The following is a 15350-nucleotide window of genomic DNA, read 5'->3' on the forward strand; positions in this document are numbered from 1 at the left end:
TGCTCCGCGGGGCCGGCCTCGGCTCGGCTCCGCGGGGCCGGCGGCCGTCCTAGCCCAGCGGGGCGAGCGGCTCGACCGCCGGACCCTCCAGCACCGTCCCGTCGGCCGCGAAGCGCGAGCCGTGCAGCGGGCAGTCCCAGCTGCGCTCCGCGTCGTTCCAGGTGACGATCCCGCCCAGGTGCGGGCACACCGCCGACACCGCGCAGCGCCTCCCCTCCACGGTGGAGACCGCGACGGGCTGCAGCCCGTCGCGTGCGAGCGACCCCTGGCCCTCCACCGGCACCACCCCGGCAGAGCGGGGGGCGCGCAGAGCGGAGGACCAGCCCCGCGCGTACCAGGCACCCACCGCGAGCCCCGCACCGAGCCCCTCCGCCATCACCCGCGGCAGCGTCGGCCGGCGGTGCAGCGTCCTCGCCCAGACCGGCGTCTCGCCGTCGAGGTCGGCGACGAGCGTCAGCGCGGCCTGGACCGCGTTCGTCATCGCCCACTTGTCGTAGCCGGTCGCGAGGAAGATCCGCCCGCGGCCGCGCGGCAGCCAGCCCACGAACGGCACGCGGTGGAACGGCTCGTAGTCCTGCGCACTCCACTGCGCGACCGGCTCGGCGCCCGGGAAGGAGCGTCGCGTCCAGGCCACGAGGTCCGCGACTGCTTCCGAGGTGACCGGTCTGCGGCCCACGGGGTGGCCGTTCCCCCCGACCAGGAGGAGCCGCTCGCCGTCGCGCTCGGCGTCGCGCACCGAGCGCGACGGCTCGTCGACCGAGAGGTACATGCCGTCCGGGATCGGCGCGTCCGTGCGGAACGCGACCGCGTAGGACCGCAGCGCCGCGAGCTTGGCGAAGTACAGCCCGCGGTCGAGGATCGGCGCCCCGGTGAGCAGGTAGGCGCGGTCGCCGGTCACCGGCCCGGCACTGGTGCGCACCTGGACGGGAGCGGAGGCGCGCATCCCGAGGGCCCGCACACCCTGCACCAGAGTGCCCCCGGCGGCGCGGAAGTCGGCGGCGAGGGCCGTGAGGACGTCCATCGGGTCGAACTGGGCCTGGTCGTCGAGGGCGACCGCAGCCGTGCTGGGGAACGGGACGTCGAGCTCGCCGACGAGCCGCGTCGCAAGGCCGAAGCGGCGCGCGGTCGCGTGCTCCTTCAGCACGGCGTCCACGCCCTCGGGAGTCTGCGCGTAGCTGTACGCGGTCCGCCTCTGGACGGGCACTCCCGCCCCCTCGCAGTAGTCGAGCAGCCAGCGGAAGCCCGCGAGGTTCGCCGCGACGTAGGCCTCGGTCACGGCGGGGATGTTGCGGCCGGCGATCAGGGAGAGGTGGGCTCCCTGCAGGAGGCTCAGCTTAGCGGTCGTGTTCCCGGTGGCGACCGCGCCGACCTCGCGCGCCTCGAGCACCAGCACGCGCCGGCCGGTCCGCTGCAGCAGGAGCGCGGTGACCAGACCGGTGAGACCGGCCCCGACCACCACGTCGTCGTAGTGCGCACCGGGGGCGAACTCGTCGGAGGGGATCGGAGCAGCGGCCGCCCGCCACAGGGATCGGGGCGGCGGCGCGGACGTGGTCGCGGCCTCTGGAGTCATCGGGAGTCCCTCCGCTCGGGGGCCGAGCGGCCCGCGAGCGACGCTACGCGGCGCCTCCGGGAGCGTCACGGTGTTGACACACCGCGGGCGGAGGACTCAGAGCCAGCCCCAGCGCTTGAACAGGCGGTGCAGCACCACGCTCGAGGCGAGCATCGCCGCGAGCGCCGCCGGGTACCCCCACGCCACGTGCAGCTCGGGCATCACGTCGAAGTTCATGCCGTAGATGCTCGAGATCATGGTCGGCGCGAAGAAGATGGCCGCCCATGCGGAGATCCGCTTGACCTCGTCGTTCTGCTGGTTGCCCACCTCCGCGAGCTTCTTCATGTCCTCGTTCTGGCGCTGGGCGACGAGGGTCGCGTTCACCGCCAGGATCTCCCGCAGCGTGGTGCGGAAGCCGTCGACCCGTTCGGTGACGAGCGCGACGTGGTCGGCGACGTCGCGGATGTAGCGGCGCAGCTCCACATCCGACTGGAACACCTCGAAGTCGGTGACGAGGCGCCCGAGCATGCCGGTCAGGGGAGCGACCGCGCGCTGGAAGTCCAGCACCTCCTGGCTCAGCTCGTAGATGCGGCGGGACACGGCCGGGTCGCCCTCGAAGACCTGCGCCTCGATCTCGTCGATGTCGTTCTCGAGGCCGGCGACGACGGGCGAGTACTGGTCCACGACGGCGTCGAGGATCGCGTACAGCACGGCGACGGGGCCGACGCGCAGCAGCTCCGGATCCGCCTCCATCCGCCGCCGAACCAGCGAGAGGTCCGGCTTCTCGGAGTGGCGGACCGTGACGACGAAGTTCGACCCCACGAACAGGTGGAGCTCGCCGAAGTCGACCTCCTCGCGCTGGTCGGAGTAGCTGGCGGCGCGCAGCACCACGAACATGTCGCTGCCGTACCGCTCGAGCTTCGGCCTCTGGTGCGCGCTGATCGCGTCCTCGAGGGCGAGCGGGTGCATCGAGAACTCGTCCTCGAGCGCGGCGAGCTCGGCCGCGTTCGGCCGGTACAGCCCGATCCACGCCATCGCGTCGGGCAGCTTCTGCAGGGCGGCGAGCGCCTCCGGGATGCTGCCGGGTGAGACGACCCGGCGGCCGTCCTGGTAGATCGCGTTGTCGACCGTGCTGGTGCGCGCCGGCTCGTCGTCCGGGCGCAGACGCTGGATGGGCGCGGTGTCCTCGGCGGCGGCGCGGGTGCGCGAGCCCAGACCCAGGATCGTCGCGGGGACGCGGGGCAGCTTCACGACCATCTCCTCTGCTCGACCGACGCCCTATTGTGCACCTCCCGGTGAACGGGAGGTGTCGGCTGCGCCGCCGGTGTCGGAGGGCCTCACTAGCCTGGAGTCGCTCCCCCGGACGACGCAGAGGAAGGACGACCGTGAAGCTGCTGCACACCTCGGACTGGCACATCGGCCGCACCTTCCACGGGCACTCCACGACGGCGGCGCTCGCGACCGTGCTCGAGGCCCTGGTCGAGACGGTGCGGGCCGAGCGCGTGGACGCGGTGCTGATCGCCGGCGACGTCTTCGACTCCGCCGTGCCCGCCGCGGAGCACTACACGCTCCTCACCCGCACGCTCGAGGCGATCCGCGCGGCCGGCGCCGAGGTCGTCCTGACCAGCGGCAACCACGACTCCCCCGCCCGGCTCGGCTTCCAGGCCGGGCTCCTGCGCGGGGCGGGCGTGCACGTCCTCACCGACCCCGAGGCGTACGCCGAGCCGGTCGTGCTGCGCGACGCGTCCGGCCTCGAGGTCGGAGTCCACGGCATCCCCTACCTCGAGCCCGCCCTCTACCGCCACCGGCACCCGGAGGAGCAGCTGCGCCGCCACGAGGACGTGCTCGCCTTCGCGATGGGGCGGGTGCAGGCCGCCGCCGAGGCGGCGGGTCGTCCCTGGGTCGTGCTCGCGCACTGCTTCGCGGTCGGAGCCCCGGCCGCGGTCCTCGAGCGCGACATCACGGCGGGCGGGCTCGACTACGTCTCGGTCGAGCACTTCGCCGCGGCCGACTACGCGGCGCTCGGGCACGTCCACGGGCGCGCCGAGCTGCTGCCGGGCGTGCGCTACTCCGGAGCGCCGCTGCACTACTCGTTCGGCGAGGCGTCGAAGCCGCGCGGCGCCTGGCTGGTGACGATCGGGCCCGGGGGGCTCGAGGGCGTCGAGTGGTCGCCGCTCCCCGTGCCGAGGAGGCTCAGTGTGATCGAGGGCGAGCTCGAGCAGCTGCTGCGCGATCCCTCCCTGGCGGAGGTGGAGGGCGACTGGGTCTCGGCGGTGCTCACCGATCCGGTGCGCCCACTCGACGCGATGGCGCGCCTGCAGTCGCGCTTCCCCGGCTGCGCGACGCTCGAGCACTGGCCCCCGCACGCCGCGGCCGAGCCGCGCGCCTACGCCGAGCGGATCCGCGGGCGGAGCGACGTGGAGGTCGTCGACGACTTCCTCGCCCACGTCCGCGGCGGCCACGGCGCCACGGAGACCGAGCGCGCCCTCACCCTCGACGCGCTCGCAGCCGTCGAGGCCGAGGCTCTGCGGTGAGGATCCGCCGACTCGCCTTCGCCGGGCTCGGACCCTTCCGCGCCGAGCAGTGCGTCGACTTCGACCGACTCGAGGACGTGGGCGTGTACCTCATCGCCGGGCGCACCGGAGCGGGCAAGTCGACGATCCTGGACGCGATCGCGTTCGCGCTCTACGGCTCGGTCCCCCGCTTCGACGGCACCGCCTCGCGCCTCCGGAGCGACCACAGCGGCCCCGAGGACGAGACGTTCGCCGAGCTCGAGTTCGAGGCGGCGGGGCGGGTCTACCGCGTCCGGCGCTCGCCCGAGTACGAGCGGCCGAAGCGGCGCGGCACCGGCACGACGACCCAGCCGGCGAAGGTCGAGCTGCTGGAGCGGGTCGACGGCTCCTGGGTCGGGCTCTCGTCGAGCGCGAAGGAGGTGGGCGCCGACATCGGCCGGATCGTCGGCCTGACGAAGGACCAGTTCCTCCAGGTGATCCTGCTGGCGCAGAACCGCTTCCACGAGTTCCTGCTCGCGAAGAACGACGACCGGCAGCGGCTCCTGCGCACGCTCTTCGCGACCGAGCGCTTCGATCTGCTCCGCCGCCGCCTGCTCGAGCAGCGCGATGCCGGCGCCGTCGGGCTCGAGGAGGAGCGCGCGGCCGTGACCGCGCTCGCGGACGAGGCCGTCCGGCTCCTGGACGACGAGGCCGAGCCGCCCCTGCCGGACGCCGCCTGGTTCGCCGGGCTGCCGGCGCGGCTCGCCGCTCCGCTCGAGGCCGCCCGGGCCGGCGCCGCCTCGGCCGACGCGGCGCACGAGGCCGCGGGCACTGCTCTCGACGAGGCCCGGCGCATCGCCCGGGGGCAGGAGCGGCGCCGGCGCGCTCTCATCGAGGCGGAGGAGCTCGCGGTCGCCGAGGCGCACGTCGAGCAGCAGCGGGCCGGGATCGAGCGTGCGCGCCGGGCCGACGGCGTGCTGCCGCTGCTCCGCTCGGCCCGGGCAGCCGCCGAGAAGGAGCGGGCCGCCCGACAGCAGCGCGACCTCGCCGCCGACGCCTACGGGGACTCGTCTGCGGGCTCGGCCGCCGAGACGGCCGAACGGCTCGCCGCCGTCCTCGGCGCCCTCGCCGAGGCGCTGGCCGACGAGCGCCGACTCCCCGACGCGGAGCGCTCCGCCGAGCGGTCCGCGCGCGCCGAGCAGGCGGCGGCGACCGCGCTCGCCGGGATCGAGGCGGAGCTGCGCGGGCTGCCCACCCGGGTCGACGCGCTCGCCGCCGAGGAGGAGTCCCTCGCCGACGAGGCCGCCGCCGTCCCCGCGCGCGTCGACGAGCTCGCCGTGCTCGAGCGGAGGATCGCCGCAGCCCTCGAGCGCGATCTCACCGCGGCGAGCCTGCAGCGGCTCCGCACGGCCTACGCGGATGCGGCGCGCGTCCACGGCGAGCGCGCCGCGGAGCAGTCCGCCCTGATCGCGCGCCGGTTCGCCGGTTTCGCCGGGGAGCTCGCCGAGCGGCTGGAGCCGGGCGAGCCCTGCCCGGTCTGCGGCTCGTGCGAGCACCCCCGCCCGGCCGAGCACGACGGCCCGACGACGGTCGGCACCGACGACCTCGACCGGGCCCGCGCCGCGGTGGAGCGCGCCGCCGCCGCCCTCGACGGCGCCCGCGAGCGCGAGGGTGCCGCGGCCCTGGCTCTGGCGGCGCTGAAGGAGCGGGTGGGCGGGGACGCGGACCCGGAGTCGCTCCGCCCGGCGCACGAGGAGCGGCTCGCCTCGGCCCGCGCGGCGGCCGCCCGCACCGAGGAGCTCCGGCGTGAGCGCACCCGGCTGCGCTCCCGGATCGACGCTCTCACGACCGGACGGGACGCCGCTCGCGAGGAGCACCGCACCCGCGCCGACGAGTCCGCCCTCGCCGCCGAAGCGCTGCGGGTGCTGCAGGAGCGCGTCGAGGCCTCCCGTGACGGCGCGACGAGTGTCGCCTCACGGGTCGAGCAGCTGAGCGCCCAGCGCCGCCGGGCCGTCGCCCTGGTCGAGGCCGAGGAGGCGGCCGTCTCGCGGGCCGAGGCCGCCGCCGCCGCCCGGGAGGAGCTCGCCGAGGTCCTCGGCGAGCGCGGCTTCGCGACCGCCGAGGAGGCCGAGTCGGCCGCGCTGGCGAGCGGGGACCGGGCGCGGGCCGAGGCCGTCGTCGCCGAGCACGAGCGGCGGCGGAGCGCGACGGAGGCGGTGCTGTCCGACCCGGAGCTCCGCGAGCTGCCGGGCACGGCCGTCGACGTCGCCGCCGCTGAGGAGCGCTCGCGCGAGGCCTCCGCCCGTCGCGACGAGGCGCGAGCCCGCCTCTCCGTGCTCGAGCACCGCTCGGAGCGCCTGGCCGAGCTCGCCACGAAGGCCGCGGCCCGCCTCACCGTCCTGGGTGAGCGCCTCCGCCGCCACGAGGAGCTGCGCGCACTGGCCGAGACCGTCTCCGGCCGAGGGCAGAACACGCGCCGGATGGACCTCGAGGCCTTCGCCCTCGCCGGACGCCTGGAGGAGATCGTGACCGCGGCGAACCTCCGCCTCGACGCGATGACCAGCGGCCGCTACGCCCTCGCCCACGACGACTCGCTCGCCTACCGCGGTGCCGCCTCCGGCCTCGGGATCGACGTGCTCGACGCTTTCACCGGCGTCCGCCGGCAGCCCGCCTCGCTGTCGGGCGGCGAGACGTTCCTGGCCTCGCTCGCCCTCGCCCTCGGCCTCGCCGACGTGGTGACGGCGCAGTCCGGCGGCATCTCACTCGAGACCATGTTCATCGACGAGGGCTTCGGCTCGCTCGACGCCGAGACGCTCGAGACGGCGCTCGGCACGCTCGACGAGCTGCGGTCGGGCGGGCGGACGATCGGCCTGATCAGCCACGTCGACGCGATGCGCGAGCGGCTGCCGATCGGCCTCCGCGTCGCGGTGGGGCCGCGCGGGGACTCGACGATCCTCACCGGCTGAGCGGGCGCACCGGAGCGCCGGGGTGACGAGGCCCCGCGCCCGCTGCGTCGGCTCGGAATGCAGGAGCGAGCGCGCCCGCGCCCGCTGCTAGGGTCGTGCGCAGTGACACGGGGTGCCCGCCAGGGCTGAGAGAAGACCCGTTGAACCTGATCTAGTTCGTACTAGCGAAGGGATGTCGCGAATGAGCATTCGCACGCCTGTCCACCCGACCCTCCCCGCCGACACGGCGCCCGACCGGGCGTCCGTGGGCCGCGATCTCGCCGAGCTCCGTGCCGCCGGACCGCTGGTGCAGTGCATCACGAACGCGGTCGTCACCGGCTTCACCGCCAACAGCCTGCTGGCCCTCGGCGCCAGCCCGGCGATGTGCGACCTGCCCGGCGAGGCGGGCGTCTTCGCGGGCCTGGCCTCCGCCGTGCTCGTCAACCTCGGCACGCCCGGAGCGGAGCAGCGCGAGGGTGCTCGCGAGGCGGTCGCCGCAGCCGGCCGCGCCGGCACTCCGTGGGTGCTCGATCCGGTCGCCGTCGGCCCGCTGCCCGTGCGCACCGCTCTGGCTGTGGAGCTGCTCGAGGCGCGGCCCGCGATCATCCGCGGCAACGCCTCCGAGATCCTCGCCCTCGCGGGAGCCGGTGCGGGCGGCCGCGGCGTGGACGCCGTCGACACCGCCGAGCAGGCGCTCGACTCCGCCCGCGTCCTCGCCCGCCGCATCGGCGGCGTGGTCGCCGTCTCCGGAGCGGTCGACCTCGTCACCGACGGCGAGCGGGTCGTCCGGGTCACCGGCGGCCACCCGCTGCTGACCCGCGTGACCGGCGGAGGCTGCGCGCTCGGCGCCGTGATGGCGGCTTTCCTCGGCGCGGGCGCCCGCCCGCTGGACGCTGCCGTCAGCGCCTCCGCGGTCTGGGGCCTGGCCGCCGAGCGTGCCGCTGCGGCGAGCAGCGGTCCCGGGTCCTTCGCGGTCGGCCTCCTCGACGCCCTCGCTGCCCTCCAGCCGGCCGACGCCGAGGCCGGGGCGCGGATCGCATGAGCCTCGACCTCTCGCTCTACCTCGTCACGGACACCGCCCAGTGCGGCCCGCGCGGCGTACCCGCCGTGGTCGCCGCCGCCGTCGGGGGCGGGGTGACGACCGTGCAGATCCGCGATCACGACGCCTCCGCCGCGGAGCTCGTCGCCCTGACCCGGGCCGTCGCCGCCGTCCTCGACGAGCGGACGACCCTGCTGATCGACGACCGCGTCGACGTCGCCCTCGCCGCCCGCCTCGCGGGCGCCCGCGTCCACGGCGTCCACCTCGGGCAGGCCGACCTGCCCGTCACCGCCGCCCGCTCGCTGCTCGGTCCCGACGCGGTGATCGGGCTCACCGCGAACACCCCCGAGCACCTCGCCGCCGTCCGCGCCCTGCCCGCGGGGACGGTCGACTACCTCGGCGTCGGCGTCATCCGGCCCACCGCGACCAAGCCCGACCACCCCGCTCCCCTCGGTGTCGACGGGTTCGCCGCCCTCGCTGCGGCCACGGCGCTGCCCTGCGTCGCCATCGGCGGAGTCGGAGCCGCGGACGCGGGCCCCCTCCGCCACGCCGGCGCGGCCGGACTCGCGGTCGTGTCGGCGATCTGCACGGCCGCCGACCCCGCGGCGGCCGCACGTCTGATCCGAGCGGAGTGGGACCGGTGACCACCCGCGCCCGCATCCCCCGGGTCCTGAGCATCGCCGGCACCGATCCGACCGGCGGCGCCGGCGTGCAGGCCGACCTCAAGTCGATCGGCGCGCTCGGTGGCTACGGCATGGCGGTCGTCACTGCGCTCGTCGCGCAGAACACGCACGGCGTCCGCTCCGTGCATCTGCCGCCCGCCGCGTTCCTCCGCGAGCAGCTCGACGCGGTCAGCGACGACGTCACGATCGACGCGGTGAAGATCGGGATGCTCGCCACGGCCGAGTACGCCGGAGTCGTCTCCGAGTGGCTCGACGAGGTCCGGCCGCCCGTCGTGGTCGTGGATCCGGTGATGGTCGCGACCAGCGGGCACCGGCTGCTCGCTCCCGAGGCGGAGGACGCCGTGCGCGATCTGCTCCGCCGCGCCGACCTGGTGACGCCGAACCTCCCCGAGCTGGGCGTGCTCGCCGGAGAGCCGACCGCCTCCGACTGGCCGGCCGCGCTCGCGCAGGGAGCGGCGCTCGCCCGCGCCCTCGACGCCGCCGTGCTGGTGAAGGGCGGCCACCTCGACGGCCCCGCCACCCCGGACGCGATCGTCACCCCCGACGGCCTCGTGCGCGAGGTCCCCGGCGAACGCGTCGCCACCTCGAACACGCACGGCACCGGGTGCTCGCTCTCGTCCGCGATGGCGACGCTCCTGGCCGGGCGCGACGCCTCCTCCGACGCCCTGGTCGAGGCGCTGACGGAGGCCAAGGAGTGGTTGACCGGCGCCCTGCGCGCCGCCGACGCTCTCGAGGTCGGCACCGGCAACGGCCCGATCGACCACTTCCACCGGCAACGTCCCCCGGCGTTCTGCGCGGACGTCTGGGAGCGGACGCGGACGCTCCGCGACGAGATCGACGCGCTCCCGTTCGTGCGGGCCCTCGGCGACGGCTCCCTCGGGCGCGAGGACTTCGAGTGGTACCTCGAGCAGGACGCTCTCTACCTCACCGAGTACGCCCGTGTCCTGGCCGTGGCGGCGCAGCGTGCGCCGACCACCGCGGAGCAGGTCTTCTGGGCCGAGGGCTCGGCGTCCGCCCTCGCTGCGGAGGCGCAGCTGCACCGCGACCGGCTCGGGACCAGGGACTCGGCTCCGGCGCCCGTGACCCGCGGCTACACGGATCACCTGCTCGCGGTCGCCTCGCGCGGCGGCTACGGCGAGATCGTCGCCGCCCTGCTCCCCTGCTTCTGGCTCTACGCCGACGTCGGGACGCGCCTCGCCGCCTCGGGGCACCCCGAGCACCCCTACGCGGACTGGCTGCTCACCTACGGCGACCCGGTCTTCGCGGCCGCCACCGAGCGGGCGATCGCGATCACGGAGCAGGCCGCGCGGGACGCCTCGCCGAGGGACCGCGCCGCGATGAGGGACGCGTTCCTGCGGTCCAGCCTGTTCGAGAGGGACTTCTTCGCCGCACCCCTCGCGCGGGCCGACTGAGCGCTCTCAGCCGGCCCGGTCGGGCGTGCTCAGCCGATCGCCTCGCGCAGGACGTGCATGAGGGCGTCGAGCTGCACGGTGTCGGCGGAGGCCGTCTCGGCGTCCGCGCCGTCGAGCGCGCGGGCGGCGAGACCGGCCTTGGCGTCGATCAGCTCCGCGATCTTCGCGTCGATCGTGTGCGCCGCGATGATCCGCCACGCCGTCACCGGCTCCTCCTGGCCGATGCGGTGCACGCGGTCGATCGCCTGCGTCTGCTCGGCCGAGGTCCACGACAGCTCGGCGAGCACCACGTTGGACGAGGCCTGCAGGTTCACGCCGACACCCGCCGCGGTGAGCGAGCAGACGGCGACCGACACGTCGGGGTCCTCGTTGAAGGCGTCGATCTGCGTCTGGCGGAACGCCGCGGTCTGGTCGCCCCGGATGGAGACGGACGTCAGCTCGCGCTTCTCGAAGGTGTCCTCCGCCTGGTCCATCACGTCGATGTGCTTCGCGAAGAAGACGACCTTGCCCACCGAGCGGGCCAGCTGCGAGGCGTAGTCGGCGGCCAGCGCCGCCTTGGCCTGGCCGATCCGGCGCACCATGGTGAAGACGTTCTCGCCGGTCTTGGCCGACTTCGACTCCTCGAGCTCGCTCTGCGCCACGATGCGGATGAACCGCTCGCGCTCGTCGTCGTCGAGCTCGTGGGTGATCGAGGCGGTGACCGCCCTGAAGCGCTGCAGCATGCGGGCGCCGAGCTCGCGCTCGGCCTTCTGGATGGAGCGGCCGAGGTCGTCGTCCAGCTCGACGGGCAGGTCGACGATCCGCTTCGACGGCAGGTCGGCGGCGACGTCGATCTTCTTGCGCCGGACGATGCCGAGGTCGATCACGGCCTCGCGCGCCTCCGGGTAGAAGCCCGTGTCGGCGGGGGTGAGGCCCGTCTCCTCGAGGCGGCCCATCAGCTCCGGGCCCGGCTTGGTCTCGTCGATCCAGCCGAGGAAGCGCCAGATGGCGCGGAAGTCGTCGACGTCGTTGATCAGCGGGGTGCCGGTCAGTGCGATCATCAGCGGATCGTGCCCCGGCGTCGTCTCGCGGATCCTCGACGCCAGCGCGAGCACGCTCTGCGAGCGCTGCGAGCGGAGGTTCTTGATGAAGTGCGCCTCGTCGACGACCATGCCGCGGAAGCCGAGGCTCCCGAGCCAGCCGATGTGCCGGTCGAGGATGTCGTAGTTGACGATGACCACGTCGGCGAACGCGTCGAGCGTGCCGCCGTCTCCGTGGATGACCGTGGCGCGCCGCTGCGGCGTCCAGTGCTCGACCTCGCGCGCCCAGTTCATCTTGACCACGTTCGGCACCACCGCGAGCAGCGGGTACGCCCCGACCACCGAGGCGGCGAGGAGGCTCTGCGCGGTCTTGCCCAGACCCGGCTCGTCGGCGAGCAGGAAGCTGCGGTGGCCCTCGCGGGCGCTCTCGATGAAGCGCGCCTGGTGCGGCATCAGCTCGCGGCCTCGCGGGGAGACCCGGTCGAGCTTCGGCGGCTCCGGGAGCTCCATGCTCGCGGCCCGTCCGCCCGCTCCGTACTCGAACGCCTTGAAGAGCGGCCCGAGCAGCTCCCAGTCGTCGAGCCGGCGGCGCGGCGCCGGAGCCGCGGCCTCGGCGATCGAGAAGTCCGGCGGGAGGAAGGGGTTCGCCAGCTGGCGGGCGCGCACCGACTGCGGCACGACCTGGTTGACCGGCACCTCGGGCTTGGGCTCCGGCTCGGTCACGATCAGCAGCTCGTCGGGGCTGAGCTCCGCGCCCGCCTCGAGCAGCCAGTCCCGGCGGAGCTTCTGCGCGGCCGCCGTGACGCCGGCCTCCGATTCGAGCAGCGCGATCAGGCTGGTGTCGCGGGCGGCCGTCTTGGCCAGGATCGTGGCGATGCCGTCGAGGCGCTTCATCTCCTCGGCGCGCTGCGCGTCGCTGAGCGAGGGATCGACCTTGACCCGCTTGCGCTCCTCGCGCATCAGGAGGGCGATCACCAGGAACTTCGTCCGGTTGGTCGGCCCGACCTTGCCGGTCTGGGCCTTCGCCTCCACCTCGCGGACGCGGCGGGCGAGGATCGGGATGATCCCCGCGTTGTCCACCCCGCGCGAGCGCGATCGGGGTCGGCTCCCGGCGGCGTTCGACGCTCGTCGCGTCTGACCGGACTGACGCTGGCCGCTGCGAGCCATGCTCCTCCTCGATGTGTGACGGGGGGCGGAGGAGGGGTTCCCGCGCGCTGCCGTCGCCGTGCATCCGCCGGATCGCCTCCGGAGAGGCGTCGGGCGTCGGTGCATCCGGTGGCCGTCGGGAGCTCCGAGCAACGGGTCTGGGACCCGGTCGCAGCATCCCCGGCGTGCGGGTGCGCCGTCAGTCTACTCCTCGGCGCGCTTCGGGCGGCGCTGCGCCGCGCGGACGGTCGCGCTGGTCGTCATTCCGGGGTCGGGACGCGGATGACGAGGCCCGCCGCCACGAAGACGCCGACCGCGGCGAGGCTCAGCGAGGACCAGATCGCGTTCGGGAACGCGAACGGCAGCACCGGGTTCCACAGCACGAGCACCGGCACGAGCCCGATCAGCCAGAGGAGCACGCGCGCCTGGATCGCGAACCAGCCGATGACCGCCGCGAGGATCGCGACCGGGTAGCGGATGAAGTCGTAGGCGTCGGAGCCGACGAGGGCGAGCCCGGCCAGCAGCACGATCGCGCCGAGGATCCCGGGCGCCAGCGCCATGCGGGCGCGGTCGCGCGAGGGGTAGCGGGCGGCGGTCGCGCGGGACGGCTTGCGGGTGCTCACCCCTCGATCGTAGGCGTCCGGATACCCCGCCCGGGTACTGCCCGCGGCGCGTAGGCTTGAGGAGTGATCGAGGACCTGAAGAAGCGCTCGCTGCACCGTGCCCGGATCCTGGGCGGCCAGATGCGCGGCCTCGAGCGGATGATCGAGAACGAGGACTACTGCGTCGACATCGTCACGCAGTCCCTCGCGATCCAGAAGTCGCTCGGCTCGCTGAACAAGCTCATCGTCGAGAACCACCTCCGCACGCACATCACCGCGATGTTCGAGGAGGGCGGAGACGCCCGCGAGGCGGCGATCGCCGAGCTCGTGAAGATCTTCGAGCTCTCCAACAACCGCTCGTGACCGCCGACCTCGTCGCCGCGGCGCGGGAGCGGCCGCTGCTGCTCGACGGGGGCCTGGGCACGGAGCTGGAGGAGCAGGGCGCCGCAGTGGACTCCTCGCTGTGGAGCGCCCGGGTCCTGCTGGAGGAGCCCGGCCGCGTCGTCGCCGCGCACCGCGCCTTCGCCGAGGCGGGCGCCCGGGTCGCGGTGACCGCGAGCTACCAGGTGTCCGCGAGCGGATTCGCGGCCGCGGGCCTGCCCCCGGGCCTCGTCGAGCGCGCCCTCCGGGAGAGCGTCGACCTGGCCCGGCGCGCGCAGAGCGGCTGGGTCGCCGCTTCCGTCGGTCCCTACGGCGCGAGCCTCGGCGACGGCTCCGAGTACCGAGGCGACGACGACCTCACCGTCGGCGAGCTCGCCGCCTGGCACCGCCCGCGCCTGGAGGCCCTGGCCGCGGCCGGGCCCGACCTGCTCGCCGTCGAGACGATCCCGTCGGTGCGGGAGGTGCGGGCCGTCGTGGAGGCCCTCGCCGGCTCCTCGGTCCCCGCCTGGATCTGCGTGAGCGGCCGTTCGGGACGCACCGCGGCCGGCGAGCCGCTGGCCGAGGCGTTCGCCGTCGCCGCCGCCTCCGGCGAGGTGGTCGGCGTGGGAGTGAACTGCTGCCCGCCCGGCGACGTCGCCGAGGCGGTCCGCATCGCCCGCTCCGTCACCGGCAAGCTGGTCGTCGTGTACCCGAACAGCGGCGAGGAGTGGGACGCCGTCGAGCGCCGCTGGACGGGCGACGCGGCCTTCGATCCCGCGCTGGTCGCCTCCTGGCGCGCAGCGGGGGCGGACCTGATCGGCGGCTGCTGCCGCGTGGGGCCTGCGGCGATCGCCGCTCTCGGCCGCAGCCTGGAGGAGGAGTCGTGACCAATCTGAGAGCCGTGCGCGGCGACCTCACCCGCGAGCACGTCGACGCGATCGTGAACGCAGCGAACTCGTCCCTCCTCGGTGGAGGCGGCGTCGACGGCGCGATCCACCGCGCGGGCGGCCCGGAGATCCTCGTCGAGTGCCGTCGGCTCCGCGAGACAGAGCTGCCCGACGGCCTTCCCGCCGGCTCCGCGGTCGCCACGACCGCCGGCCGCCTCCCGGCCCGCTGGGTCGTGCACACCGTCGGTCCGGTCCACTCGAGGTCGGAGGACCGCAGCGCCGTCCTCGCCTCGGCCTACCGCGAGTCGGTGCGCACGGCCGTCGGTCTCGGTGCGCGGACCCTCGCCTTCCCGGCGGTCTCGGCGGGCGTCTACGGCTGGCCGATGGACGACGCAGCGCGCATCGCCGTGGAGTCGGTCCGCGCGGAGACCGCCGACGGCGCCCTCGACGAGGTCCGGTTCGTCCTCTTCTCCGCGGACGCCCTCGCGGCCTTCGAGGCCGCCCTGGCGGCGGAATGACGGAGGGGGAGCCGACCCTGCGGTCGACTCCCCCTCCACGGTGCTGCGCTAGGCCGTCTTCGGCCGTGCGAACTCGTCGTAGGGCAGCGTGATCGGGCGGGTCCTCGGAGGCATCCGCACGACCGCCTCGAGCGCCGGGCCCAGAGCCTCGCGCCAGGCGCGGTAGCCGTCCTCGTTGAGGTGCAGGCCGTCCGGCGAGTACTGCTCGAGCAGCCCGCCGTCCTCGCCCGCGAGCACCGGCCACAGGTCGAGGTAGCCCGCGTGCGCCGTGGGCGCGAACTGCCACAGGTGGCGGTTGATCTCGCGGATCTGCGGCGCGAACTCGTGCCCGCGCGGCAGGACCGAGGTCACCAGGATGCGCACGTCCGGCAGGTCGCGCCGGAAGGTGGCGACGATCGTCTCGATGTTGCGCACGACGTGCTCCGTCGTGCGGTGCCAGGCGAGGTCGTTGGTGCCGATCAGCAGCACCACCGTGTCCGGCTCCTGCGCGACCAGCTCGGCGAGCCTCGCGACGACGTCCGCCGTGGTGGCCCCTCCGACCCCTTCGTCGACGACCGTCGACTCCGTCAGCCACTCGCCCCAGGCTCCCGCCTGGATGATGCTGTCCCCGATGAAGAGGACCTTCCCCAGCTGGAGTCCGCGCCCCGCGTCCGTACTCGACCGTTCGCTCATCGTGCTCCTCTCGTCGGCGTCCCGGG

13 protein-coding genes and 1 riboswitch are annotated in these 15350 nt (G+C 74.8%); of the genes, 8 read left to right on the top strand and 5 right to left on the bottom strand.

Annotated elements, in window-relative coordinates:
• Positions 1–49: 49 nt before the first annotated feature.
• On the bottom strand, positions 50–1570 hold the full coding sequence (locus C5C24_RS00295) for an FAD-dependent oxidoreductase (RefSeq protein WP_104304021.1): 1521 nt from the start codon (positions 1568–1570) through the stop codon (positions 50–52).
• A gap of 96 nt (positions 1571–1666) precedes the next feature.
• Positions 1667–2806, bottom strand: coding sequence for a magnesium and cobalt transport protein CorA (locus tag C5C24_RS00300; protein WP_104223070.1), 1140 nt, complete (start codon positions 2804–2806; stop codon positions 1667–1669).
• A gap of 128 nt (positions 2807–2934) precedes the next feature.
• Between C5C24_RS00300 and C5C24_RS00305 the strand changes: the two genes are divergently transcribed.
• The 5 genes from C5C24_RS00305 (at position 2935) to thiD (ending at position 10120) form a co-directional block, all read left to right on the top strand.
• Positions 2935–4083 (top strand): exonuclease SbcCD subunit D, encoded by a 1149-nt coding sequence (locus tag C5C24_RS00305; RefSeq protein ID WP_104304022.1) that lies wholly within the window; start codon positions 2935–2937, stop codon positions 4081–4083.
• On the top strand, positions 4080–7007 hold the full coding sequence (locus C5C24_RS00310; RefSeq protein ID WP_104304023.1) for an AAA family ATPase: 2928 nt from the start codon (positions 4080–4082) through the stop codon (positions 7005–7007). The genes C5C24_RS00305 and C5C24_RS00310 overlap by 4 nt, the downstream gene beginning before the upstream one ends.
• A 98-nt stretch (positions 7008–7105) precedes the next feature.
• Positions 7106–7197: riboswitch (TPP riboswitch) on the top strand.
• Entirely contained in the window at positions 7189–8028 is an 840-nt protein-coding gene (gene thiM / locus C5C24_RS00315) for a hydroxyethylthiazole kinase (protein WP_104276513.1), read from the top strand. Its footprint overlaps the riboswitch before it by 9 nt.
• A complete protein-coding gene (gene thiE / locus C5C24_RS00320) occupies positions 8025–8669 on the top strand; it encodes a thiamine phosphate synthase (RefSeq protein ID WP_104304024.1) in 645 nt (214 codons plus the stop codon). Before thiM ends, thiE begins: the two co-directional genes overlap by 4 nt.
• Positions 8666–10120 carry a bifunctional hydroxymethylpyrimidine kinase/phosphomethylpyrimidine kinase gene (gene thiD / locus C5C24_RS00325; protein WP_258064990.1) on the top strand — a complete coding sequence of 485 codons (1455 nt, stop codon included), beginning with the start codon at positions 8666–8668 and terminating at the stop codon, positions 10118–10120. The genes thiE and thiD overlap by 4 nt, the downstream gene beginning before the upstream one ends.
• Before the next feature lie 29 nt (positions 10121–10149).
• On the opposite strand, the gene C5C24_RS00330 is transcribed toward thiD, so the two are convergent.
• Together C5C24_RS00330 and C5C24_RS00335 are read right to left on the bottom strand one after the other, a co-directional pair.
• A complete protein-coding gene (locus tag C5C24_RS00330; protein WP_104276511.1) occupies positions 10150–12306 on the bottom strand; it encodes a DEAD/DEAH box helicase in 2157 nt (718 codons plus the stop codon).
• Between the two features lie 239 nt (positions 12307–12545).
• Positions 12546–12908, bottom strand: a complete 363-nt coding sequence (locus C5C24_RS00335; RefSeq protein WP_258064991.1) for a DUF6804 family protein — start codon at positions 12906–12908, stop codon at positions 12546–12548.
• A 63-nt stretch (positions 12909–12971) separates the two neighbouring features.
• Between C5C24_RS00335 and C5C24_RS00340 the strand changes: the two genes are divergently transcribed.
• From C5C24_RS00340 to C5C24_RS00350, 3 genes are read left to right on the top strand one after another with little or no spacing between them, the layout of a single operon-like run.
• A complete protein-coding gene (locus C5C24_RS00340; RefSeq protein ID WP_104223062.1) occupies positions 12972–13250 on the top strand; it encodes a metal-sensitive transcriptional regulator in 279 nt (92 codons plus the stop codon).
• The gene (gene mmuM / locus C5C24_RS00345) at positions 13247–14134 is read left to right on the top strand and encodes a homocysteine S-methyltransferase (protein ID WP_104276510.1); all 888 of its coding nucleotides are present in this window, start codon (positions 13247–13249) and stop codon (positions 14132–14134) included. Before C5C24_RS00340 ends, mmuM begins: the two co-directional genes overlap by 4 nt.
• The gene (locus C5C24_RS00350; RefSeq protein ID WP_104304025.1) at positions 14131–14652 is read left to right on the top strand and encodes an O-acetyl-ADP-ribose deacetylase; all 522 of its coding nucleotides are present in this window, start codon (positions 14131–14133) and stop codon (positions 14650–14652) included. Before mmuM ends, C5C24_RS00350 begins: the two co-directional genes overlap by 4 nt.
• A 48-nt stretch (positions 14653–14700) precedes the next feature.
• Here the strand turns inward: C5C24_RS00350 and C5C24_RS00355 are convergent, their stop codons facing one another.
• Positions 14701–15324 (bottom strand): GDSL-type esterase/lipase family protein, encoded by a 624-nt coding sequence (locus tag C5C24_RS00355; protein ID WP_104225671.1) that lies wholly within the window; start codon positions 15322–15324, stop codon positions 14701–14703.
• Between the last annotated feature and the right edge of the window lie 26 nt (positions 15325–15350).

The sequence above is a fragment of the Rathayibacter sp. AY2B3 genome, from assembly GCF_002931755.1.
Classification (GTDB): domain Bacteria; phylum Actinomycetota; class Actinomycetes; order Actinomycetales; family Microbacteriaceae; genus Rathayibacter.

Coding starts and splice junctions, on each gene's coding strand:
- C5C24_RS00300 (WP_104223070.1), bottom strand. CDS start 2,806: ATGGTCGTGAAGCTGCCCCGCGTCCCCGCGACGATCCTGGGTCTGGGC.
- thiM (WP_104276513.1), top strand. CDS start 7,189: ATGAGCATTCGCACGCCTGTCCACCCGACCCTCCCCGCCGACACGGCG.
- C5C24_RS00330 (WP_104276511.1), bottom strand. CDS start 12,306: ATGGCTCGCAGCGGCCAGCGTCAGTCCGGTCAGACGCGACGAGCGTCG.
- C5C24_RS00355 (WP_104225671.1), bottom strand. CDS start 15,324: ATGAGCGAACGGTCGAGTACGGACGCGGGGCGCGGACTCCAGCTGGGG.
- thiE (WP_104304024.1), top strand. CDS start 8,025: ATGAGCCTCGACCTCTCGCTCTACCTCGTCACGGACACCGCCCAGTGC.
- C5C24_RS00295 (WP_104304021.1), bottom strand. CDS start 1,570: ATGACTCCAGAGGCCGCGACCACGTCCGCGCCGCCGCCCCGATCCCTG.